This window comes from Rhizobium sp. 01T444, from assembly GCF_056398305.1.
Map to the genome: position 1 here is coordinate 17864 of NZ_JBFTPD010000018.1, position 23100 is coordinate 40963.

The following is a 23100-nucleotide window of genomic DNA, read 5'->3' on the forward strand; positions in this document are numbered from 1 at the left end:
GCTGGAGATCGCACGTATCTTCGATGTCATCAACCGGAGCCGACCACCAGAAACGCAGGATCAGCTTCCGTGTTGGTTTTGGCCGCACTGTTCAAGACGGCGGACGTTCAATCCGGACGCGGCTACGAAAATCAAAACGGAAGCCCGCATTGCGGCACGGAGACGGTGTCGCCTCGGAAGACATTAAAATCGGCATCGCCATTGCGCCGCTCATGGCTGCCAAGCCTATGAGCACGAACTTCAAAAAGCCGCTCATGACAGCTCCTCCAATCGAACTTCAACCTCAAGCGCTGGGCTTTGTTCCTTTCTCCAATCGGATCGTACGCGGGTATGATGTCCCTATACCCGCGACTGATTTCAGCCACACAACTCGGACGACATAGTCCCGCCAATCGAAGCGGTGCCAATTATTAGTGCTTAATGGAGGGAATTATGGTTCAAGATCACTTGCCGCTCGCCGGAAAGGTCGCCTTGGTCACGGGTGGTTCGCGCTGCATGGGAGCGGCGATCGTCAGACGGTTGACCAGGGATAGCGCGCAACGTCGCCTGCAGTTACTCGTCGTCCAAGGACAGCGCTCTTGCGGCTCGATGGCGTTGCTGACGGCGTCGATGCGCCTAAACCTAGTGAAATAGATCGGGGAGCTCAGACATTGCAATTCTTCGCAATCTCTCGGCTTCCGAAGCATCGATCGATCGGTAGGGAAACCGCAGACGAGTTGCCACGGGTCCCCAATTGCCGATCGCACTCAGCAATTTGTCGAGGGCAGCGTTCGAAAAACCCATGTTTTGGCGGAAAGGGACGATATGATTGTCCATGAATGCGCAGATGCGTCGCTCGAGATCGAGTGCGGCATCGATATTGCTGCGCATCGACGCCGTCCACTTTTGCGCGCCGCGGGGACTGAGGCAGGCGACATTGGAAAACGAGCCTGCCGCCACACCCTCCTTCGTGCCGGTTGCAAGATGGTGGCCGGGAACGAAGAGAGACTGGCCTGCAAGATGACGACGAGCCTCTGCATACCAGGAGCTGTCGCCGTCGGCGAGCTTGATGCCGCTCACGCCAGGCACTGACGCGCAGACCACACCCAGTTCCTTGGGCGTGAGGACGCGCTTTGCATGTGGCGGATTGTAAAGGATGAGCGGAATTCCATCAGCCGTTTGCGCAGCACGGTTCAGGAAGTCGACCGCTTCGGCATCGGTGAGCGGCCACCAGTCTGGGAGTATCACCTGAATGGCGGCGGGACGTAGTGCGCGGGCCCGACGGACGCGATTGAGCATGATCAGCGGGTCGGGCTGGCAGGCGCCAATCACAAAGGGCATCGAGGCTGCGCTGCAGCGCTCGGCCAGCAACGCCTGGATCCTGTCGAACTCCTCCTCAGTCTGATTGTGGAATTCACCGGCGGTGCCGTTCGAATAAATGCCATCGACCTTGGCGTCGATGAGGATGTCGATCTCCTCGCCGAGCTTGTCGAATTCGATGCTATCGTCGGGCGCAATCGGCAAAAGCAGGCTAGCCCAGTTTCCGAGCAGGGTTGGTTGCGACGTCTTCGCATTCATCACTTGTTTCCCTGTGGCGTCAGTTCAGTTGAGATCGTTGCGGATGCAGGCCTTGTATTGGCCTGGCGCGACCTCCCGCAGTTGAGGAACTGTGGCGGCGCAAACATCGAGCGCGCTCGGACAGCGCGTGCGAAAGACACAACCGCTCGGCGGATTGGCCGGGCTTGGAATATCGCCTTTGAGGATCTGCCGGTGACGCCGGGCATCCGGATCGGGTGACGGAATGGCGGAGAGCAGCGCGCGCGTATAGGGATGCTGAGGCCTCGCATAAAGGTCGGCGCTCGGTGCGATCTCCATGATGCGGCCGAGATAGAGCACGATGACCCGGTCGCAGATATATTCGACGACAGCAAGATCATGCGAGATGAACAGCATGGTCAGGCCGAGTCGTTGCTGCAATTCGCGCAGAAGGTTGATCACCTGCGCCTGGATCGAGACATCCAGCGCGGAGACCGGTTCGTCGGCGACGATGAATTCGGGCGACAGGGTCAGGGCGCGGGCGATGCCGATGCGCTGGCGCTGCCCGCCGGAAAACTCATGCGCGTAGCGATTGATCGCATCGGCCGGCAGCTCGACCTGCGCCAGGGCGGCTTGGGCTCGTTCAAGCCTGTCGCGGGCCGATCCGATCCCCTGGATCTTCAAGCCTTCCGTGAGGATTTCGCCGATCGTCATGCGCGGTGACAGGCTGGCGAAGGGGTCCTGGAAAATATACTGCATGCGCGGCCGTTGCCGCCTAAGCGCCCAAGCGGAGAGGTCTGTCAGTTCTTTCCCATCGAAACGGACGCTGCCGGACGACGGTTCGACGAGCCGAAGGACGGAGCGCCCGATCGTGGTCTTTCCGCTGCCGGATTCGCCGACAAGCCCGACGACTTCACCCTTGCCGATATCGAAGGAGATGCCTTGCAGGATATTCAGCCGTGCACCGCGGGACGTATAGTGTTTCGAAAGGTCACGGACGGAGAGCAGGGGTTCGCTCATCTAGATCTCCTGCCATCTGATGCAGCGGCTTCGATGCTGCGAATTGATCTTGTCAAGCGCTGGAACCGCGGCGCGACAGGCATCGACCGCGAATTTGCAGCGCGGCGCAAAAGCACAACCGCTCGGCATGTTCACCAGGCTCGGGACCATGCCGGGAATGGCTGCGAGCTTTTCACCCGCCTGTTTCATCCGTGTTGCGTCGCCAAGCCGTGGCATGGAGGCGAGCAGGCCCATCGTATAGGGATGCTTTGGATTGCGGAAAACCTCGCCGACCGGTCCCTCCTCGACGATCCTGCCGGCATACATGACCGCGACGCGATGGGCGATTTCGGCGACGACGCCGAGATTGTGCGTGACGAAGAGCATCGCCATGCCGCGCTCGCGCTGCAGTTTGAGTAGGAGATCGAGAATCTGCGCCTGGATCGTCACGTCGAGCGCCGTGGTCGGCTCGTCGGCAATCAACAGCGCCGGATCGCAGGCGAGCGCCATTGCGATCGTGGCGCGTTGGCGCATGCCGCCGGAGAGTTCATGCGGGTATTGGCCGGCGCGGCGTCTGGCGTCCGGTATGCCGACGCTTTCAAGCAGCGCGACGGCGGCATTCATCGCCGTCTTGCGGTCGGCGCCGCGATGGATGCGGATCGGCTCGGAGATCTGGTCGCCGATCGTGAAGACGGGATTGAGGCTCGACATCGGCTCCTGGAACACCATGCCGATGTCGTCGCCCCTGATCCTGCGCATGCTCTCCTCGTCGAGAGAAACAAGATCCTGGACTGCACCGGAGCGCGTCGTCAGGCGGATGCTGCCCGCGGCGATCACCCCGATGTTGCGGGTGAGCAGTCGCATGACCGAGAGGCTAGTCACAGACTTGCCGGAGCCGGATTCGCCGACGAGCGCGAGCGTCTCGCCGGCGGCGACCGTCAGGTCGATATCGTTGACCGCCGTGATCTCGCTGCCGCGGACGCGGAAGATCGTTCGCAGTCCCTTGATGTCGAGTACGGGTTCGGCGGTCTGTTCCATCGTCCGGCTCAGTTCAGTAGGCCGGTTGCGCGCAGGATTTCGTCGATCCGCGCGGTTTCGGCCTCGTTCAGGGAGGCACGCGGCCGCGGCATGACGGCGGAATCGATGATGCCGAGGCTGCGCATGGCTGTCTTGAAGGCGCCGATGCCCGCGGCGCCGCCGCTGACGCGGCCCTGCGCGACCCAGACGATTTCGAACAGGTGGCAGAGTCGCTCCTGCTCCTTCTTCGCGGCGACCCAGTCGCCGCGCTGCGCGGCATCCCAGAGGCGCACATAGCCGTGCGGATCGACATTGGCGATGCCGGGAACGACGCCGTGGGCGCCCATCAAAAGGGCGTTGTCGACGACGATCTCCGAGCCGGTCATCAGGAAGATGTCCTTGTGTTCGGCAAGGTCGAGGAGCGCATAGCGGAAGTTGCCGTCGTCGCCGCTGGAATCCTTGAGGCCGATGATGGCGCCTTCTTTGGCAAGGGTGACGACGGTCTGGCGCTGCAGCTTGACGTGAACGCAGACGGGAATGTCGTAGGCGACAAGGGGAACGTCCACGGCGTCGCGGATATAACGGAAGTGATCGAGAATCTCTGACTGGCTGGTGACGGTGTAGAATGGCGCCGTCACCACCACCGCATCGGCGCCGGCCGCCTTTGCGACCTTCGAATGGGCGATGACCCGATCGGTGGTCGGATCTATGACGCCGACGATCAGCGGCACGCGGCCATTCACCACCTTGGCCGAATGTTCGATGATTTCCCGCCGGGTCTTTTCGTCATGGAAGACCACTTCGCTCGTTGAGCCGAGTACGAAGACGCCATGGCAACCGGCATCGATCAGATGCTCGAGCACCCGCGTATAGGAGGGATAGTCGACGGTGAAATCCGGATTGAGCGGTGTTACGACGGGGGGGACGACACCCTTGAATTTGGTCATTTCGCTTCTTTCGATTGTCAGTTCAGTTCGGCACGCGGGTCGAAGGCATCTCTGAGGCCATCGCCGATGAAGTTGATTGCAAGCACGGCAAGGATGAGCGCAGCGCCGGGGAAGAGCCATTGCCACGGATATTGTTCGAGCACGGCGGTCGAGCGCGCCGCGTTCAGCATGTTGCCCCAGCTGGCCGCCGGCGGCGCAATGCCGAGACCGAGGAAGGACAGGCCGGCCTCCAGCAGGATGGCATTGGCGATCTGCAAGGTCGCATAGACCATGAGAATATCGATCGAGTTCGGCAGGCCGTGGCGAAAGAGCAGATGCCCGATGCCGGCGCCCATGCCGCGGGCGGCCATGACGAAGTCGCGTTCACGCAGTTCCAGCAGCCGGGAGCGGATCATCCGCGCCAGCAGCGGCCAGGAGAGCAGCGAGATGACGAGCACGGTCGGCCAGATGCCGGTGCCGGCAATCGAGGCGAGCACAAGCAGGAAGATGACGGGCGGCAGGGTCATCACGAGATCGACGAAGCGCATCGAAACGGCGTCCGTCCAACGTCCTGCAAGCGCCGAGATGGCTCCGAAGAGGAAGCCGATGACCGCGGAAAGCGCAGTCGACGCGATGGCGACCAGCAGCGAAATCCGGCCGCCTTCGAGCACGCGCGCAAAGACATCGCGACCGACGCCGTCGGTTCCGAACCAGTGCTTTGCCGTCGGGCCGCTGTTCATCGCCAGAAGATCGATGTCGTTCGGCTGGAACGTCCACCAGAGCGGATAGGACAGGATCAACAGCAGCATCGGAACGGCAATGCAGACGCCGGCAACGGCTGCGCGGTTGAGCAGAAAGCGGCCGAAGGCGCGGGCAAGCGGCCCCGGGCTGCGGCGTTCAGGAGAGCGTGCCAGCATGATCAGCCCACCTTGATGCGCGGGTCGACGACCGCATAGGTGATGTCGGTCAAAAGATTGACGACGATGACGCAAGCACCGATGACGAGCGTCGCTCCCATGATGACGGGGTAATCGCGGGTCTGGACGGCATCGACGAGCAGCAGTCCCATGCCCGGCCAGTTGAAGACGCTCTCGATGAAGATGGCGCCGCCGATTGCAAGCCCGATGGTGGAGCCGATCAGGGTGACGATCGGAAGAAGCGCGTTACGCAGCGCATGTTTGCAGATGACCCAGAATTCGAGAACGCCCTTGGCACGGGCCGTGCGCACGTAATCCTGGTTCAGGACTTCGAGCAGCGAAGCGCGCATGTAGCGCATGATCAATGCGGCTTGCGCGACAGCCAGAAGTGCGGCCGGCAGGATGAGATGGTGGAGGAGATCGCCGACCGAGAACTCCTCTCCCGGCGTCAGCATGCCCCCTGATGGCATCCAGTGCAGGCGGACCGAGAAGATATAAAGGCCGATCAGCGCGCTGAGGAATGCCGGGCTGGAAATACCGGCAAGCGCAACCACCGACAGGGAGAGATCGGCAAGCGAATTGCGGCGGACGGCGCCGATCACGCCGCAGGCAATGCCTGCGACGGTGGCGAAGGCAAGTGCGGTGCCCATCAAGAGCACTGTCGGCCCGATCCGCGACAGCACGAGACCCAGAACCGGCTGGTCGAGACGCTTGATCGAATAGCCGAGATTGCCCATCAGCGCCTGCTGCAGCCAGCCGAGATACTGGACGGGCAGGGGCTGATCGAGCCCGAGGCTGCTGCGCAGATCGGCAAGATCCGACGGTGACATCGGCAGGTTCGGATCGACATAGGCATCGATCGGATCGCCGGGCGTCAGGCGCAGCAGCAGGAAGATCAGCATGCTCAGGGCGAGGAGCATGCCTATTCCTATGATCAGGCGTCTAAGACTGTATCGGAGCATCGTTCATTCGTCCTGTCAGGGTGGCCGGAGCCACCCTTGAGGCCTTGCGGAAAACGCCTATTCGGCGATCGACCATTTCTGCGAATCGGCTTGGTAGGGGCCACCGCCCGGCGCCGGCGTCCAGACGAAATCCTTCACCTTGGTCGAGACGATGCCGTAGCGGTTTGCCACCCAGAGCGTCGCCCAGGGCAGGTTGGTATTCATCACCTTGCAGACGTCCTGATAGGCGGTATCCCGCTTGGCGCTGTCCGGCTCGGCAAGCGCGCTGTCGAGTGCCTTGGTGAGGTCAGGCATGCGAACTCTCGCGACATTCGGTCCGGCCGGGGGGATCTGCTTCTCGTTGAGGCCGACATTGATGCTGCCGGCGTCCGGCCCGTTCTGCAAACCGGCATAAACCATCTGGAACTGGGCGACATCCGGCGTCGCGTTGAGCACGATGCTGTTGTAGGTCGGGGCATCGACGGCGCGCGGGACGATATTGATGCCGACCTGGGCAAGCATCGCCTGGACCGCGGCAAGGACGTTGGTCGCGAGCGGCGTGGTGTAATAGGTCAGAAGCGTGATCGGCTTGTCGCCGTTGATCTGGTCCCAGCCGGCTTCCGTCAGCAACTGCTTGGCCTTCTCGGGATCGTAGGCATAGGTGTCGATGCCCTGCGGTATCAGCTGTTCGGCGACATAGGCGCAGTTGGCCGGCTTGGCGGCGCCGCCATAGAGGCTCTGGATGATGGCATCGCGATTGATCGCGTACATCACTGCCTTGCGGACGCGCACATCCTTCCAGAGCGGGGAATCGTGGTTGAAGCCGAGATAGTTGACGACGAAGGAGTCACCTTCGATGACCTTGAAGTCCTTGTTGTCCTTGAAGGTCGGCACGTCGTTGGAATCGACGTAGGTGAACTGGATTTCGCCGGATCTCAGCGCCGCGATCGCTGCGGCCGGGTTAGCGAAATAGCGATTGATGATGCGTTCCAGCGCGGGCTTGCCACCGCGATAATCGGTGTTTGCGGCAAGTTCGACATACTGATCCGAGACATATTTGGTGAATTTGAACGGGCCGGTGCCGATCGGGGTGGTGGACCACCACGTGTTCTTCGCCAGCTGGTCGGCCGGTATCGAGGAGAGCGCATGCTCGGGCAGCATCATCACCTTGGTCATCGTGTCGAGAAAACTGCTGCTGGGTGCGCCGAGCTTGATGACGACCGTGCGATCATCCGGCGTCTCGACCGACGATATGCCCTTCAGTCGGGCAGCGAGCACCGAGCCGGTTTTCGCATCCGTCGCAAGGCCCATGGTGAACTTTGCGTCCTTGGCGGTGAAGGGCTTGCCGTCATGCCATTTGGCATCGGCCAGCTTGAACGTGTAGGTCATCTGATCCGGGCTGACCTCGTAGGCGCTTGCCAGCGCGCCAACGACCTTCTGCAGCTTCTCGTCATAGGTGATCAACGGCTCGTAGTAGATGCTGAGCCAGGTGAAGCCGGCCGTCGCCGCAAGCGGGTTGAAGTTGCCTTGGAAGCCGCCGGGGCCGACATCGAACCCGCCGGACAAAGTGGCGGCCTGAGCCTGGGTTGCAACGCCCGAAGCGACAAGAGCCGGAACGGCAACCGTCGACAGCAGGGCGCCAAGCGCGATAACGGATAATCTAGACAGTCTTTTCATGTGTTCCTCCCACGTTTGAACTTGTCTTGTTGTTGGCAATCACCCGGGCAATACCCTCGTAGTGACGATCCAGGCGCCTGCGCGCCTCCTCCAGATCCTTTGCCTCGATCGCATCGACAATTGCGGCGTGATCTCGCCAGGTCGCCATCGGATCGACATTCTCGAGGTTGACGAAATCCGATGCCTTGTAGAAGGCGAGCCAGAACACATCGATCAGTCGTACGAGCGTCTCATTGTCCTGGCAGCGAAACAGCAGCCGGTGGAACAGCTGGTCATCCGCGGCGAAGGTTTCGCCGCGTTCGGCATGGGCGCGCATCCTGTTGACGGTCGCACGCAACTCGGCGAGATCCTCCGCGCCGATCATCTCGATCGTCTTGCCGATCAATCCCACTTCGAGCGTGCGGCGGATTTCGATCACTTCTTCGATCTGTCGCAACGCTCCGCCAAGGCCATAGGCAAGGTTGTCGAGGAGCGGTTCGAAGGAAAAGGCCTTCACGAAGATGCCGACACCACGCCGTGTCTCCAGTACTCCGAGCGATTCCAACGCCTTGATTCCTTCGCGCAGCGAATTGCGGCTGACGCCGAGTTGGGCGGCGAGCTCTCCCTCGGCAGGTAGCAGCGTCCCCGGCGCCAGGCCGTTATCATGGACGTAAGCGCGCAGGCTTTCCTGCACGGATACATGCAGCAGCGGCGCGCGTGTCAGCGGCTTCATCGATTTCAACGCCATGCCTGATCTTCTCTTCGCCTCGCCGATAAGATGGGAGTTACATATCCACTTGTAGGATATCTGTCAAATGGGCAGGTTTGGAACTGTCTGTGGAAATCTGGTTTCGACCAAGATGATTGCCCCATCATCTTAATACCAGTATAGATCCAGAGGAGTTTCGCAGAGAAATTTTGAGAGCATCGGTAACGCTATGGCGACGGATGAACTGATCGACGTGATCGGCAAGGAGTTACAGGCCTCGGCATCGGGTCTGCCGCTCTACAAGCGGCTAAAGTCGGCGATCGAAACTGCGATCCTTTCGAATGCGGTCAAGGCAGGCGCCGTGCTGCCCGGAGAGCGGGTGCTTGCGGAAGCCCTGTCGCTTTCGCGCGTGACGATACGCAAGGCCCTGGCGCTGCTTGAGGAGGAGGGCTTTCTCAATCGCCGTCACGGATTTAAGACCGAGGTCGGATCACGGGTCGAAAAGTCTCTTTCCACACTCACGAGCTTTTCGGAGGATATCCTTGCGCGCGGGCTTACTCCCGGATGTATATGGCTTTCCAAGCAGATAAGCCGACCTTCCCCCACGGAAATGATGGCGCTCGGAGTGGCTGGAAACAGCCATATCCTGCGCATGAAGCGCATCCGCACAGCCGATGACGTACCGATTGCCGTCGAAACATCAACGGTCCCCGTTCGCTTCATTCCATCGGAAAGCCTGGTCGGCGATTCCCTTTACGAAGCGCTAGAAGCACGCGGGTTTCTTCCGCAGCGTGCCGTCCAGCGTATGCGTTCGCGGGCGGCCTCCGCGGAGGATGCGCAATACCTCCATTGCGAAGCCGGAGCGCCGCTGCTGATGACGGAGCGCCGCTGTTTTCTCGGTGACGGCCAGATCGTCGAATATTGCGAGAGCCGCTACAAGGGCGATGTTTATGACTTCGTGTTCGAGCTGACGCGATGATACCAGTCATAAACTGGTTGTAATCTGGTACTTTCGAATTATCGTGATGCGGAAATGGAGTGTCACGATTGCAGCGCGACGACATCAAGAAAAGCCTTATCGTCTCCTGCCAGCCGGTCCCCGGCGGGCCGACGGACACGGCTGAATTCGTTATTGGATTTGCGAGAGCCGCCGTCGATGCGGGTGCAAAGGCATTGCGGATCGAATCCGTCGGCTATGTGAAAGCGGTACGCCCTGCCGTGACCGTACCGATCATCGGCATCGTCAAGCGCGATCTCGATGACAGTCCGGTGCGGATCACGCCGTTCGTTGCCGATGCAGAAGCGTTGGCGGATGCCGGCGCCGACATCATCGCCTTCGATGCGACGGATCGTGTTCGGCCGGCATCCATCGAAGCGCTGGTCGAGGCTGTCAGAGCACGCGGCAAGCTGACGATGGCTGACTGCTCGAACCTCGACGACGCGCGCAACGCTTTGGCAGCCGGGGTCGATTTCGTCGGCACAACGCTTTCCGGCTATGTCGGTGGGCCTGAGCCCGTCGATCCGGATATCGACCTGATCAGAGCGATGCGAGCACTCACACCCTATGTCATTGCCGAGGGCCGCATTCGCACGCCCGAGCAGGCAGCAAGTGCCGCCGACGCCGGAGCATTCGCCGTCGTCGTGGGGTCAGCGATTACACGCACCGAGCATGTTACCTCGTGGTTTCGCGATGCCGTTGCCGCGGCCTACGATGCCGACAGCCTGCAGACGGCGCTTGCCATCGATATTGGCGGCACGAAGACGATGGCAGCGCTCGTCAGAGGCAGCGACGTGCTGGATGAAATGACGGTGCCGACGGCACGGGAAGCAGGTCCGGATGCGTGGCTTTCCGTGATCGCGGACGCTACTCGATCCTGGACGGATCGCTATTGCCGCGTCGGCATTGCCGTCACCGGTTTCATTCAGGATGGATGCTGGTCGGCCCTCAACCCGGCAACGCTCGGGATCCCCGACCGCTTTCCGTTGGTTGACAGGGCAAGCGCCGTTTTCGGCAAACCGGTTTTTGCGATCAACGATGCGCAGGCGGCCGCTTGGGGAGAATATCGGTTTGGCGCCGGTGTTGGTGGCGATCTGGTGTTCCTGACCATCTCGACCGGCATCGGCGGCGGCATTATCGTCAATGGTCGTGCGCTAACCGGGCTCGCAGGCCATTTCGGGCTGATCCGTGGTCCGTCCGCCGGGCAGTCGCCGCTTGAAGATCAGACGTCTGGCCGCTGGATCGCGGCGGAGGCCCTAAAGGCCGGACACCCGGGTACCGCAGCCGAAGTGTTCGAGCAGGCCGACCGCGGCGAGACCTGGGCTGGCGAGATCGTCTCGCAATCGGCATTTCGTGCGGCAACGCTCTGCCGTGACATTCAGATGATGCTCGATCCGACGCGTATCGTCATCGGTGGCGGCATCGGCCTTGCGGCGGGTTATCTCGACCGCATGCGCGATTGTTTTGCGGGTGTTGATCCCAGGGTGACGCCTGTTCTGGTGGCCGCCAAGCTCGGCAGCCGTGCGGGTATCATCGGCGTGGCGAGCCTTGCAGTTCAGGGTGACTGATGAATTCCGGAAGACATCGATCCTAACCTAACCAAAAAAGAGGGAACTACGATGACATTGAACAGAACGACCCTATCCGCGCTTGCCGTACTTCTCGCAAGCGTTGCTCTGCCTGGTACGTCCAATGCGACAGTCACCGTTCTCGGCTGGCCAGGCGGTTCGGAAGAAACGGCGCTGCGCGCAGCCGTCGAAGAATACAATAAGACAGCCGGCATCAGCGATGCCGACAAGGTCGAACTTTTGTTCTTCAACCGGGAGGGCTTCTTCGACAAGCTGCAGGCCGACATGGCAGCGGGCTCGACCGCCTTTGATATTAATCTCGTCGCCACTTACTCGATCGGCCGCTACGCGCCGTATATGGAACCCGTCGATCTCGGCGATGGCGCTGCCAAGACGTTTGGCGAATCCGTGCTGAAGACCATGCAGTTCGACGGCAAGCAGTACGGCGTGCCGACGGATCTGTCGCTGCATTTCATGTACTACCGCAAGGATCTGATCGATGCGCTGATGAAGGACGATGCGGCCAAGAAGAAATATGCCGAAATCGCCAAGCAATATCTCGGCAAAGAATTGCAGCCGAGGGATCCGGACAGCTGGACGTGGGACGATTGGGCGGCGACGGCTCTCTATTTCTCCAAGCAGGTCAATCCCGAAAGCCCCGTGCGCTATGGCACGGTCCTGCAGATGAAAAACCTGCTTTTCAACATGATGGTGTTTCAGTCTTTGCCACGCTCCTACGGTGGAAACTGGACCGATGAACAGGGCAATATCACCGTCGATTCCAACGCCTACAAGACTGGCCTCGAACTTTATAAGAAGCTTTACGACGCTGGCGCTTCGCCCAAGGATTCACTGAGTTACGAATATGCCGAGACCAATGCCGCGTTCGGTTCCGGTCAGGCGGCAACAGCTCTTCAGTGGAACGCCGCTGCCGCGGATCTCACCAGTGCCGAGAAAACCCCTGCCGTTGCCGAGGTCACCGGCATTGTGGCGCCGCCGGCCGGGCCGGATAGCCGCGCCGACCATATTCACGGCCTTGGCCTCGGCCTCAACAAGAACGCCAAGAACAAGGACGGCGCCGTCAAATTCCTGAAATGGCTGGCAAGCGAGGATGCCGCCTTGCTCTATGCCCGAAAGGGCGGTTCGCCAGCCCTTACCCCTGACGTGGTGGCGAAAGTTGCCAAGGAACGTCCCGATCTCGTCAAGCTCGGCGAGTTCGCTAGCAAATACGGCTACGTGATGAATGGAGCGACCTCGGCCAACGCACTCTCCGTCTATGAACTGCAGGCCAAAGAGTTCACCGGTTACTGGTCGGGCCAGCAGAACCTCGACGATGCGCTGGCTCACACCAAGGCCGGAATGCAGGACCTCTTGAAGAAGTAATATCAGCCGGACGCCTTGCCTCCTGCAAGGCGTCCGGCCCATCCGGCGGATTGAAATGGCGATCATAAAACGTGCCGAGGCAAGAGCCTATCTCACGCCGCTCGTGGGGTTCCTGCTGCTGTTTCTCGGCTTTCCTGCGGTCATCAACCTCATCTATTCAGTCTCGACCGTTGACTTCCAGACCCTGCGAAGTCCGACGCTGAGCGGCTTTGGCAACTATCTTTCCGTGCTCGCCGATCGCGATTTCTGGCGCGCCACGTCCTTTTCCCTGCGTTTCGGCATTCTGACGGCGATGATCGAATGCCTGCTCGGGCTGTTCCTGGCGATCTTTCTGGCACCGCTTTTATCGAAGCGGTCGGCACTGATGGCGCCGCTCATGCTGCCGCTGATGGTGGCGCCCGCCATGATCGGCCTGATGTACCGCCTGGTGCTGCACGAATTTGCCGGGCCTGTGCCCTATTATCTCTTCATGTGGTTTGGTGACAGCCCGGCCTTTCTCGACGCTTCACATGCATTGTGGACCCTGATCGTGGTCGAAACGCTGCAATGGACGCCGTTCGCCTTCCTGCTCTTCTACATGGCTTATGTCGCAGTGCCGATAGACGTGCGCGAGGCAGCCTCGCTCGATGGGGCTTCGGCCATTAAAACCCTCTGGTTTGTCGAGCTGCCGTTGATGCTGCCGACACTGGTCATCGCCTTTTTCATCCGTTTCATCGACGGCTTTCGGGTGTTCGACAATGTCTACGCCCTGACGGGCAGCGGCGCGGGCGGCTCGACGACATCATTGTCGATCTATATCTACCAGGCGTTTTTCAAGGAGGGCGCGATCGGCAAGGCAGTGGCGGCTTCCGTCGTCCTCTTCCTGACGTCGCTTATCGTGCTCTACGGCCTCAACTGGCTGGCTGGCCGCAGGAGACGTGGGCCATGATAAACGCACTGCGCTGGATCGTCTTTGCCGTTGCCGCTGTCGCAATGAATTTTCCGGTCATCGTCACACTGGTTACGTCGTTCAAAAGCGCGCGTGAGCTCTCGATCAATCCCGGTTTGTGGATCAATCAGCCCACGTTGGAAAATTACCTGCGTGTTCTGACGCAGATCGATCGATTCAACATCTATTTCTATCTTTGGAACAGTATTGTCGCCTCGTTGATCGGCACCGGGCTTGCAATCCTGCTTGCTTTTCCCGCTGCCTATGCGATCGCAAGGAGCGAGGTGGGCAAACACACGCTGCTGCCTGTTGTCATCAATCTGCGCGCCGTGCCGCTCATCATTTTCGCGATCCCGCTTTACATGATGTACCAGTTTCTGGGCCTGCTCGACACTCAGCTTGGTCTCGGCCTGATCCTGACCATCGTCAACACGCCGCTGGCGCTCGTCATCCTCGTCAATGCGATTTCCGACGTTCCGCTGGAACTGGACGAGGCGGCGAGGGTAGACGGGGCGAGTTCGTGGCAGATCATGGTCAGCATCATCCGGCCGGTGGTGCGGCCCTCACTGGTGACGACCTTCATCTTCGGCTTCATCACCGCTTGGAACGAGTTCCTCTTCGGGTTGATGCTGACGACGAACAAGGCAGTGCCGATGACGGTCGGTGCATCGTTCTTCTTTGCCGCGAGCGGGGGCGGCGTCCAATGGGGCACGGCGTCTGCGGTCATGATCCTCGGCGCTCTGCCGCCTGTCCTCCTCGGCTTGCTGATGTATCGGCAAATTTCGGGCTCGATGACGGCGGGGGCTATCAAAGGCTAGGCGAGGCATTTGGATGACAAACGCAAGAATTGCGAGCCTTCCATGATTGCTTGTCCGACCTGAGTGAAAATACCCAAAATCCACCGCGTGTTCGGAATTCGAACAACTTAATATCGCCATCACGTCCAGTACTTTGCCAATCGGAAATGACTGCGTGAGGCGATCGCCCTACAGACAAGGCGGCGTAGGCCCGTTTTCTGCCCTATTGCCTCGAGCTGAGGGTCCTTAGCCCTCCTACAAGAGCACCAAAAGGGCGGGGCTACGGCTGAGTCGTACCGATTGCTGCGAGTCTTTCTGGCAACACCTATGCGGTAACTGAAATCTTGGACGCATTTGACTGGCTTGGAACGTTTCGGTTGCGGTAACAGTAGGACTGCAAAGCAATTTGCACGGCCGGGACAGCTGGAGAAACAACGTCCGCACCACCTGGAGTAGGACCTTGATGAACGCGGATATGATAGCCGCCTGGGCGCTGGAAAACGGATTCCATGCGATCGATCCACGAAATTATCGTCGCCATGACAATGCAGGCGTGATCACGATCGAAATCAAGAGGATGTCATTCCTCCTCATCGATGAGAGGCAAGGATTTCGACCGCGGCTGATATCGCGGTTGTTCAAGGACATTCCCATCAATGTTGGGCGTGGCCGCTTGCACGGTCTTCTTCCTGACCGCTATCCCAATAGCTTAGCATAGTCGAGCAAACGACGGCATCTTGCCGCGCTGATTGGCGCCGGTCTCTTGATCCACAACGACAGTCCGAACGGCAAGCGTTATGCACACAAGAATAGTGCGGAAACGCTTGGGGAGGCCTTCGGCTTCTCGCTGGCGCCGTCGCTTGCGCGCTCGGAAGAGATCAAGACGCTGGCGGCCCAAGTCGGGGCCAGAACAAGAGCAGTCCGAAATCGATGGGATGGAAGGCTCCCGCTCCCCCGGTGCTAGGATGGCATCGGTTAGGATGGACAAACCGGGAGCGTTCGAATGGAATAGATCTCTACTGTTGGCATCGATATAGCGAAATCGGTGTTTCAGGTTCATGCGATTGATGCCGAGGGCAATGTAGTTGTGCGGCGACAGTTGCGTCGCCAGCAGATGTTGAAATTCTTCGGACAGGTGCCGCCTTGCCTCATCGGCCATCGAGGCTTGCGGAACGGCTCATTAGTGGGCCCGCCAGCTTTCGGCTCTCGGGCACGACGTGCGGTTGATGCCGCCAGCCTATGTGAAGCCTTACGTCAAAAGGCAGAAAAATGACGCCGCGGACGCTGAGGCGATCTGTGAAGCAGTGACGCGGCCGACAATGCGTTTCGTGCCGGTGAAATCCGTAGAGCAGCAGTCAGCGGCGATGTTGCACCGTTCAAGAGCTCTGCTCATCAAGCAACGCACGATGCTTCTGCACTCGATCCGTGCCCATCTTGCCGAACTTGGCATTTCGATTGGTGTGGGAACTAGCCAGGTGGTCCGCGTCGTACGGGAGCTTGCGGAAGGTGAGCGATCAGAATTGCCGGAGCTTGCCCGGTTCGTCCTTGAGGCGCTGGCGAAGTTAGTTTGCGACCTGGCGCAACGCCTTCAGGCAATCGAAAAGAAGCTGATCTCCTGGCATTACAAGAATGATCTATCGAACCGACTGGAAACCATACCTGGAGTGGGTTTTGTCACGGCGTCGGCCCTGTCGTCGATTGTCCCCGATCCGCAGGCTTTCAAGTCAGAGAGACATTTTGCCGCCTGGCTCGGCTTGGTGCCGCGACAGAACTCCTCCGGAGGCAAGGCTCGGCTTGGCCGCATCAGCAAGCAAGGAAATCAATATATCCGGCAATTACTGGTGCTCGGCGCAACCTCTGTTTTACGCTACATTCGTCGCGACGGAGGTAGTGGCACAGGATGGATCGGTGGCTTTTTGAGGCGTCGACCGCCAAAGGTCGCAGCCGTCGCTCTTGCCAACAAGATGGCTCGCATCGCGTGGTCGATCATGACGCGAGGCGGCGAATATGAGGAAATCAACGATCTGAGAGCGGTTCAGCCCGCAAATAGCTGAGGCCGTTCGAAGTTTGAGGCCAAAGGGGTAAGTGAAGGCAGCAACTCGATCCCGATGGATCGGCCGAACCCGTTTAGCGTAGCGGACGTCAAAGTCCATCTAATCGATTGGGGGCACGATCCTGGCGGAACCCTTCAAGGCCAGCAGTCGAAAGAAGGGCTGCATCAAAGGCCGGACACACGACTGCACTCGAGATGCGCTGCATAACGAAGCCACTTTCCCTCAACGCGGGAGCCTTCCACACACGATGCCATCCTAGCACCGGGGGAGCGGGAGCCTTCCATCCCATCGATTTCGGACTGCTCTTGTTCTGACCCCAAAAACAGAGCGGATGCGTTCCGTCCCAAACGGCTCACGGTGGAGAGACGGGAAGCCAATTTGCTGACGTCCGAAACGGGAACGCCGAAAACCACAACCGCCAACTTCTGGCGCTAACCGCAGCGCCTAGAGCGGCAGTAGACATCTGCTAGCGCAAGATCGCCCACCATACCGCCGGTCCGTGCGATTCCAACGAGAGCTCCGATTTGTGCAAACGAACGGTCAGTTCTGGCTTGGGCTTTAAGACCGAGCTGCTGCCAATGCATCAAGCATGATCGCCACCCTCGCGAGGTCATCTTCGTTCAAAGCCTCGGCCGCTGACGAGATGCGTTCTTGAAGGCTGCGTTTGGGACTTTTCGCAGACTCATCGGGTTTGTCTGATAGCAGCTCATCGAGGCTCGTCATCAGTACCGCTGAGATTTTTACAAGCGTAGCGAGATCCGGTTGCCGGGTTCCGGAGATGTAATTTCCATATCTGCGTTCACTCAAACCGACGCGTCGAGCAACCTCGGCGTTTGAAATTCCAAGCTGTTCGGCTCGCTTTTTGAGGTTCGAAGAAAAAGTCTCCATGCCCACATTTTGTTCATGACGGGCACCACGGGTCCATGTACAATACGTTGTGAAATTAAAGAACAAAACGTGGGAATCATGGAACTACGCCAGCTATCCTACTTCGTTGCGGTGGCCGAGGAGCTGCATTTCGGCAGGGCGGCAGCCAAGGTGCATATCGCCCAGCCGGCTTTGTCGAACCAGGTTCTGGCACTGGAGAAGGAACTCGGCGTGCAGCTGTTTCTCCGCACGACACGGCGGGTGGAACTGACAAGGGCAGGGGCGGCGTTCTACGAACGCTCGGTCAGGATCCTGAGCGAAGTCGACCTGTCGACCGAGATCGCCCGCTCGGTTGCCGGCAAGACGGCGAAGAGGATTGCGATCGGCACCGTCTATCCTGCCACCATCGGCGTGCTGCCATCCTTCCTGTCTCGCATCGCCCGCAAATATCCCGATATCCGCCTGCATATCGAAAGCGGCACCACCGATGACATCATCCGCCATATCGAGGCAGGCCGCATCAATCTCGGTTTCATTCGGCCGGTGGAGAATATCGGCTCCTTGCGCTTCTTCTCGATTGCCCACGAGCGCTACTTGCTGGCTGTTGCCAGGGAGAGCCCACTATCGCTGAAGAGCGAGATCGACATCGAGGATCTGCGCAATGAGAAGATCATCTCCTTTTCCCGCCAGAACCTCTCCTACAGCGAGCGGTATTTCGCCGAAAAGTTCGAGGAACACGATCTGACCGACAATGTCGCCTACACATGCGACGACACCTTCTCGCTGGTGTCGCTGGTTTCTGCCGGCCTTGGCATCGGCTTCGTGCCGGAATGGACGCAGGATCTGCCGAACCGCGGGTTTGAACTGAAAAAGGTGAGGGGGATCGATTTCAAGATCGGGCTCGGTGTCGCCTGGAACAGGGAGGATCCGACGGCCTCACGCGACGACATCATCGATATCGCCCGGTCGCTCGCGCGGCCGGGCAGGTGAGGGAAGGCAAACCTAGTTGCCTTCCCCTATCTTTACTGGCGCCTTTTGCGCCAGGGTGCATTCTTCTGCCAGTCGCCGGCCATGATGCTCCCGTAGGGGATCACCTCGTCGACCACTTCGGCCAAACCATAGTGTTCGATCTGCGACCGCACGTTCGCAGCACTCTTGTAGGCACTCGGCAGTTCCGACACATCCGCGAAACCGGAGAAGAACCGCGCGTCGAGGCCGCTTGTTTCCTTCTCCAGAATAGCCGCGATGTTGTTCGGGCTAAGGCCTCGCGAATCCGCCCCATATTCTGCAGACAACTGCCTCATATGTGCGCTGCGCGAAAAGTTGCGACCGGCGCCATGTGGCGAGAAGCCGAGACCATGGGCGGCATTCGAGCCCCGAACGATCAGGATCGGTTCCGCCATATTGAGCGGAATGATGGTCAGATCGGTCGCGTCACGCGCCCAATTGTCGAAGGCAGGGGTCGCACCCTTTCCATGGTAGAACAGCCCGTCCGACTTCCGGAAGACGAAGTTGTGTTCGTTCCAGAAACGATCCGCGACCTTGGCCGAAAGCTTTTCCGCCGCCATGTCGTGAAGGACATAGTGGTTTTCCTTCGTCCACTGCCGGATCGTCTGCAGCGCTGACCAGTAGAAGTCACCTTCCTCTGTATCCGCCGGAATCCAGGCGTTTTCCCTATGCGTCTCGGGCGAGATCAGTTCGCGAAACCTGTTCGCGACCTTCATGCCCCTGTCGTAGAGCCGCGCACCCGGTGCTCGCGATCCATGATGGGTGACAAGCGCGGTTTCGCCGGTCGACTTCATCGTTCCGACATAGGCGAAATGATTGCCGTCGCCCTGGGTCGCGAAATGCTCGATGCCAGCGCTCAGCGCACCGTCGCGCAGATAAGGATTCTGCTCGAAGGCCGAAAGCGTCGCCGCGGAAGGCTTGAGCTGAGCACCGCGCGGACGGCCGCCGGGACCGAAATGCGTGACGGCATGCACGGCATCCAGGAGCGACTTCGGGTCCGTGCCTGGAAAGATCGAGATCGCCATCGAGCAGCAGATATCGGCCGAATGCATGCCCGGATGGATCGCTTCGGAGGCGACGACGCCGCCGACCGGGATCGTTCCGACCGGACCGGCCGGGCAGGCGTCCGGCATGATCGCCGCGGCCCGGACGACCGGCGTGCGCACCAGTGCGCGCATCGTCGCATTGACCTTCTCGACATTGTCCTGTTCGAAGCCGTTCTCGGCGCGGATGTTGGAATAGATCTCGATATCGTTGTCCGCCCTCAAGGCAAGCGTCGGCCCGGGCTGGAAGGCCCTTGCCGCTTCCAGAGCATCGGCGACCGAGCCACCCTTGCCCAAAACCGCGTTGGCCGCATCGAGAGCCGGGCGGAACCACTTCCCCTGGCTCATGCCGGCATCGATCAAATCCTGTCCGCTCATTACCGCTATCATTGTCTTTTCTGCGTCTGCAGTCCTTCTTGTTCAATTCTCTTCTATGCGCTGTTTGGCGACGAACCGTGCCGGAGGCCGTGACGGTCGCTCTTAAACGGTTCGTGCCAGATACATTTCAAGTGGCGTGCCAACCGGAGGAAATGAGCCTGAAGAAATCGAAGGATTCTTGTATCTATTGGTTTTAATGAGATAAAAATTCCTGGCGTCGCCGCAAAAATCTCTCGTTGCAGGATTGGTAACTCAGCGAATATTATCTACCCTTATAGTAGCTTATAATTTTGGATAAGACATGAAGCGACGTGTGGCTATCAGCATATTGGGAACCACCCTGGATGCGGGGAAATGGGAAAATCGCTGGAGCCGCTGGCGGCCCAATGTCGCGCTCTGCCAGCAACCCGGGCTCTTCATCGATCGGCTGGAATTAGTTCACGACAATCACGCGCAGCAGCTGTGTGATCGGATCATCAGCGACATCGGGACAGTCTCGCCAGCGACAGAGGTGCGCAGCAATGTCGTCAATTTCCGCGATCCCTGGGACTTTTCGGAGGTCTATACGAAGCTTAGGGACTTTGCCCGCAACTACAGCTTCGATCCTGACACGGAAGACTATCTTGTCAACATCACCACAGGCACCCATGTGGCGCAGATCTGCTGGTTCCTGCTGACCGAGGCCCGCATCATTCCTGGCCAGTTGTTGCAGCTCTCGCCGCCCCGCGACCGGGAGCCAGAACAGGATTTCGCCGGCACGCATCGGATCATCGACCTCGACCTTTCCCGCTATGACGAGATCGCCAAGCGCTTCGCCTCCGAGCGGGAAGACGCCGCCTCTTTCCTGAAATCGGGGATTTCGACCCGCAGTACCACCTTCAACAGGATGATCGACGAGATCGAAAGGGTGGTGATCCGCTCGACGGCGCCCGTTCTCCTGACCGGGCCGACCGGTGCCGGCAAGTCACAACTCGCTCGCCGGATCTACGAACTGAAAAAGAGCCAGCGCAAGGTCAGCGGACCTTTCGTCGAGGTCAATTGTGCGACCTTGCGCGGCGACCAGGCTATGTCCACCCTGTTCGGCCATGTGAAAGGCGCGTTCACCGGTGCTGCCGGCGAGCGCGCCGGCCTGCTCAAGTCCGCCGACAAGGGCGTGCTGTTTCTCGACGAGATCGGCGAACTCGGCCTTGATGAACAGGCCATGTGCCTGCGCGCGATCGAGGAGAAGAGGTTCCTGCCGATGGGGGCAGACCGGGAGGCGTCCGCAGACTTCCTATTGCTTGCCGGCACCAATCGCGATCTCGGCGAGGATGTCCATAAAGGCAGGTTCCGCGAAGATCTCTATGCCCGCCTGAACCTTTGGACGTTCCAGCTGCCGGCTCTCCGTGAGCGCAAGGAAGATATCGAGCCCAATCTCGACTTCGAGCTCAAGCGCTATCTGGAACGTGAAGGCGAAAACGTCACCTTCAACAAGGAAGCGCGCGAACGCTATCTTGCCTTTGCGACCGGCCCGCAAGCCGTTTGGAGCGCCAACTTCCGTGATCTGTCGGCCTCGGTAACGCGTATGGCGACACTCGCGCCGCATGGGCGCATCACGACCGACGTCGTTGATGACGAAGTCCGGAGACTGAAGGCCCTTTGGCGCACAGCAAATGACGATCAAGCAGCCGACGCAATCATCATTGAATTGCTGGGCGCCGAGGTTGCCGATCGTCTCGATCGCTTTGACACAGCGCAACTTGCCACCGTCCTTCACACCTGCCGAGAACACCCAACAGCAAGCGCTGCCGGCAGAGCCCTATTTGCAAACTCGCGTCTGGAGAAGAAGAGCAGCAATGATGCAGATCGTCTGACGAAGTATCTCGCGCGGTTCGATCTCCGGTTCGAGGACCTTAAGAAGTGACATCCGAGACGGAAATAAGCGGGTCGGCGGTTCGAGCCCATTCAAGAGCGTGGGTTGCGGCGCATCGCAGATGCTCGTCATTCAACAATATGGAGAGTGGGAACTTCAAATCTACTTAAAACGATCCTCGCTTTCAGAGCTCGTTGCCACAATATCGAATGGAGTTGACGCTTCAACTTGCTGAGGTATCCGTTCTAATCGGCAGAATACGCGCCATATTTTCATCAACTGAGCTGGCAAAGGTCTTAGGCTCAGAGCACCGAAACAACAGCCTTGGCAAGGTCATCGAGCCGGTCCTCCCTGAGGCCCGCGACATTGAAGCGGGAATCACCGACCATATAGATGCCGAACTCATCTCGCAGGCGGTTGACCTGCGCTTCGGTCAGGCCGAGCCGCGAGAACATACCCCGGTGGTCGGCAATAAAGTCGAAGCGCGAGGAGTTGGACTGGCGACGGAGCGCCTCGGCAAAGCCCTTGCGCAGGTTGAGCATGCGAAGCCGCATTGCTTCGAGTTCGGACTTCCAGTCGGCGCGCAGCTGATCGTCCTCGAGGATAAGGCGGACGGCGGCAGCGGCATGGTCCGGCGGCATGGAATACAGCACGCGAGTGGTAGCGAGCGCCTGACTGCCAGCGATCTTTACAGTTTCTGGGTCCTTGCCCATCAGGATGACGGCGCCGACGCGGTCGCGGTAGACCGAAAAATTCTTCGAGCAGGAGGTGGCGACGGCCATTTCCGGCACCTTGCTTGCGAGCAGGCGAACAGCGGCGGCGTCTTCCTCCAAACCATCGCCGAAGCCCTGATAGGCAAGATCGATGAAGGGGAAAAGGTCGCGTTCGACAAGAAGATCCACGACCGGACCCCACTGCTCGATCGTCAGATTGGCGCCGGTCGGGTTGTGGCAGCAGCCATGCAGCAGGACGACGTCGCCGGCCTTCGCCTGCTTTAATCCCTTGAGCATGGCATCGGCCTTCACCGTGCCGCTGGCTGGATCGAAATAGGGATAGGTCGCGGTTTTGAAACCAGTAGCCTTCAGGATCGGCACATGATTCACCCAGGTCGGGTCGGAGAGCCAGATGGTGGCGTCCGGCCGGGCCTTTACCAGCAGGTCGGCGATCGTGCGAAGCGCGCCCGAGCCGCCCGCTGTCTGGCAGGCGAACATGCGTGAGAGATCGGCCTCCTCGCCAAAGACCAGCCTCAGCATGGCCTTGTTGAAACCTTCATCGCCTGCCATGCCGACATAGGTTTTGGTCGTCTGGCTTTCATAAAGGCGCTTCTCGGCGTCACGCACTGCTCGCATGATGACGGTCGCACCCTGCGAATCCTTGTAGACGCCGACGCCGAGATCCATTTTCCTCGGCCGCTCGTCGTTCTTGTAGAGAATCGAGAGGCTGAGGATCTTGTCCGGCGGAGCGGCAGTGAGAGTTTCGAACATAGCTTTTCCTTCGAATTGAGGTCAAATGCGGAGCTGCGTCAGCCACCCCGCATTGGCTGAA

At 59.7% G+C, this 23100-nt stretch carries 20 protein-coding genes and 3 pseudogenes; 11 read left to right on the plus strand and 12 right to left on the minus strand.

The genetic code is table 11. The features are described from left to right. Positions 1-91 precede the first annotated feature (91 nt). Complete coding sequence (locus AC1DTN_RS22770) at positions 92-256, minus strand: hypothetical protein (RefSeq protein ID WP_162748193.1); 165 nt, start codon at positions 254-256, stop codon at positions 92-94. Between the two features lie 176 nt (positions 257-432). Between AC1DTN_RS22770 and AC1DTN_RS22775 the strand changes: the two are divergent. Continuing rightward, a pseudogene (locus AC1DTN_RS22775) lies at positions 433-583 on the plus strand (oxidoreductase); the annotation flags it as partial. A gap of 38 nt (positions 584-621) precedes the next feature. Here the strand turns inward: AC1DTN_RS22775 and AC1DTN_RS22780 are convergent. Genes AC1DTN_RS22780 through AC1DTN_RS22815 form a run of 8 tightly spaced genes read right to left on the minus strand, consistent with a single transcriptional unit; the run spans position 622 to position 8719 of the window. Then, the gene (locus AC1DTN_RS22780) at positions 622-1557 is read right to left on the minus strand and encodes a dihydrodipicolinate synthase family protein (RefSeq protein WP_477922691.1); all 936 of its coding nucleotides are present in this window, start codon (positions 1555-1557) and stop codon (positions 622-624) included. Positions 1558-1581: 24 nt separating this feature from the next. Next, positions 1582-2535, minus strand: a complete 954-nt coding sequence (locus AC1DTN_RS22785; RefSeq protein ID WP_477922692.1) for an ABC transporter ATP-binding protein — start codon at positions 2533-2535, stop codon at positions 1582-1584. Continuing rightward, complete coding sequence (locus AC1DTN_RS22790; protein ID WP_477922693.1) at positions 2536-3552, minus strand: ABC transporter ATP-binding protein; 1017 nt, start codon at positions 3550-3552, stop codon at positions 2536-2538. It lies immediately after the preceding gene. A gap of 8 nt (positions 3553-3560) precedes the next feature. Continuing rightward, complete coding sequence (locus AC1DTN_RS22795; protein ID WP_113325453.1) at positions 3561-4478, minus strand: dihydrodipicolinate synthase family protein; 918 nt, start codon at positions 4476-4478, stop codon at positions 3561-3563. 17 nt (positions 4479-4495) lie between these two features. Next, entirely contained in the window at positions 4496-5374 is an 879-nt protein-coding gene (locus AC1DTN_RS22800) for an ABC transporter permease (protein ID WP_477922695.1), read from the minus strand. A gap of 2 nt (positions 5375-5376) precedes the next feature. Next, entirely contained in the window at positions 5377-6336 is a 960-nt protein-coding gene (locus tag AC1DTN_RS22805) for an ABC transporter permease (RefSeq protein ID WP_477922697.1), read from the minus strand. A gap of 57 nt (positions 6337-6393) precedes the next feature. After that, positions 6394-7992 (minus strand): ABC transporter substrate-binding protein, encoded by a 1599-nt coding sequence (locus AC1DTN_RS22810; protein ID WP_477922699.1) that lies wholly within the window; start codon positions 7990-7992, stop codon positions 6394-6396. Next, positions 7976-8719: a FadR/GntR family transcriptional regulator gene (locus AC1DTN_RS22815; RefSeq protein ID WP_113325457.1), complete on the minus strand. Its 744-nt coding sequence runs from the start codon at positions 8717-8719 to the stop codon at positions 7976-7978. Before AC1DTN_RS22815 ends, AC1DTN_RS22810 begins: the two co-directional genes overlap by 17 nt. Positions 8720-8909: 190 nt before the next feature. Here AC1DTN_RS22815 and AC1DTN_RS22820 point away from each other — a divergent pair, with 190 nt between their 5' ends. The 8 genes and pseudogenes from AC1DTN_RS22820 to AC1DTN_RS22855 all read left to right on the plus strand — a co-directional run bounded on the left by AC1DTN_RS22820 (position 8910) and on the right by AC1DTN_RS22855 (position 16407). After that, complete coding sequence (locus tag AC1DTN_RS22820; protein WP_113325458.1) at positions 8910-9659, plus strand: GntR family transcriptional regulator; 750 nt, start codon at positions 8910-8912, stop codon at positions 9657-9659. Between the two features lie 68 nt (positions 9660-9727). Next, complete coding sequence (locus tag AC1DTN_RS22825) at positions 9728-11245, plus strand: putative N-acetylmannosamine-6-phosphate 2-epimerase (protein WP_477922850.1); 1518 nt, start codon at positions 9728-9730, stop codon at positions 11243-11245. 51 nt (positions 11246-11296) lie between these two features. Further along, positions 11297-12628, plus strand: coding sequence for an extracellular solute-binding protein (locus AC1DTN_RS22830; RefSeq protein ID WP_477922701.1), 1332 nt, complete (start codon positions 11297-11299; stop codon positions 12626-12628). 55 nt (positions 12629-12683) lie between these two features. After that, positions 12684-13556, plus strand: coding sequence for a carbohydrate ABC transporter permease (locus AC1DTN_RS22835; RefSeq protein WP_113325461.1), 873 nt, complete (start codon positions 12684-12686; stop codon positions 13554-13556). Then, complete coding sequence (locus AC1DTN_RS22840; protein ID WP_477922702.1) at positions 13553-14374, plus strand: carbohydrate ABC transporter permease; 822 nt, start codon at positions 13553-13555, stop codon at positions 14372-14374. Before AC1DTN_RS22835 ends, AC1DTN_RS22840 begins: the two co-directional genes overlap by 4 nt. Before the next feature lie 442 nt (positions 14375-14816). After that, positions 14817-15071, plus strand: a complete 255-nt coding sequence (locus tag AC1DTN_RS22845) for a hypothetical protein (RefSeq protein ID WP_477922703.1) — start codon at positions 14817-14819, stop codon at positions 15069-15071. 9 nt (positions 15072-15080) lie between these two features. Continuing rightward, a pseudogene (locus tag AC1DTN_RS22850) lies at positions 15081-15278 on the plus strand (helix-turn-helix domain-containing protein); the annotation flags it as partial. A gap of 87 nt (positions 15279-15365) precedes the next feature. Then, positions 15366-16407: pseudogene (locus tag AC1DTN_RS22855) on the plus strand (IS110 family RNA-guided transposase). Between the two features lie 558 nt (positions 16408-16965). On the opposite strand, the gene AC1DTN_RS22860 reads toward AC1DTN_RS22855, so the two are convergent. Next, entirely contained in the window at positions 16966-17295 is a 330-nt protein-coding gene (locus AC1DTN_RS22860) for a helix-turn-helix domain-containing protein (protein ID WP_477922704.1), read from the minus strand. 78 nt (positions 17296-17373) lie between these two features. Here AC1DTN_RS22860 and AC1DTN_RS22865 point away from each other — a divergent pair, with 78 nt between their 5' ends. Continuing rightward, positions 17374-18264 (plus strand): LysR family transcriptional regulator, encoded by an 891-nt coding sequence (locus AC1DTN_RS22865; protein ID WP_477922706.1) that lies wholly within the window; start codon positions 17374-17376, stop codon positions 18262-18264. Positions 18265-18296: 32 nt separating this feature from the next. Here AC1DTN_RS22865 and AC1DTN_RS22870 read toward each other — a convergent pair whose 3' ends face one another. Continuing rightward, positions 18297-19703, minus strand: coding sequence for an RtcB family protein (locus tag AC1DTN_RS22870; RefSeq protein ID WP_477922707.1), 1407 nt, complete (start codon positions 19701-19703; stop codon positions 18297-18299). Positions 19704-20004: 301 nt separating this feature from the next. Here AC1DTN_RS22870 and rtcR point away from each other — a divergent pair, with 301 nt between their 5' ends. Next, entirely contained in the window at positions 20005-21606 is a 1602-nt protein-coding gene (rtcR, locus tag AC1DTN_RS22875) for an RNA repair transcriptional activator RtcR (protein WP_477922709.1), read from the plus strand. 251 nt (positions 21607-21857) lie between these two features. Here the strand turns inward: rtcR and AC1DTN_RS22880 are convergent, their stop codons facing one another. After that, on the minus strand, positions 21858-23039 hold the full coding sequence (locus AC1DTN_RS22880; RefSeq protein ID WP_477922710.1) for an amino acid aminotransferase: 1182 nt from the start codon (positions 23037-23039) through the stop codon (positions 21858-21860). Between the last annotated feature and the right edge of the window lie 61 nt (positions 23040-23100).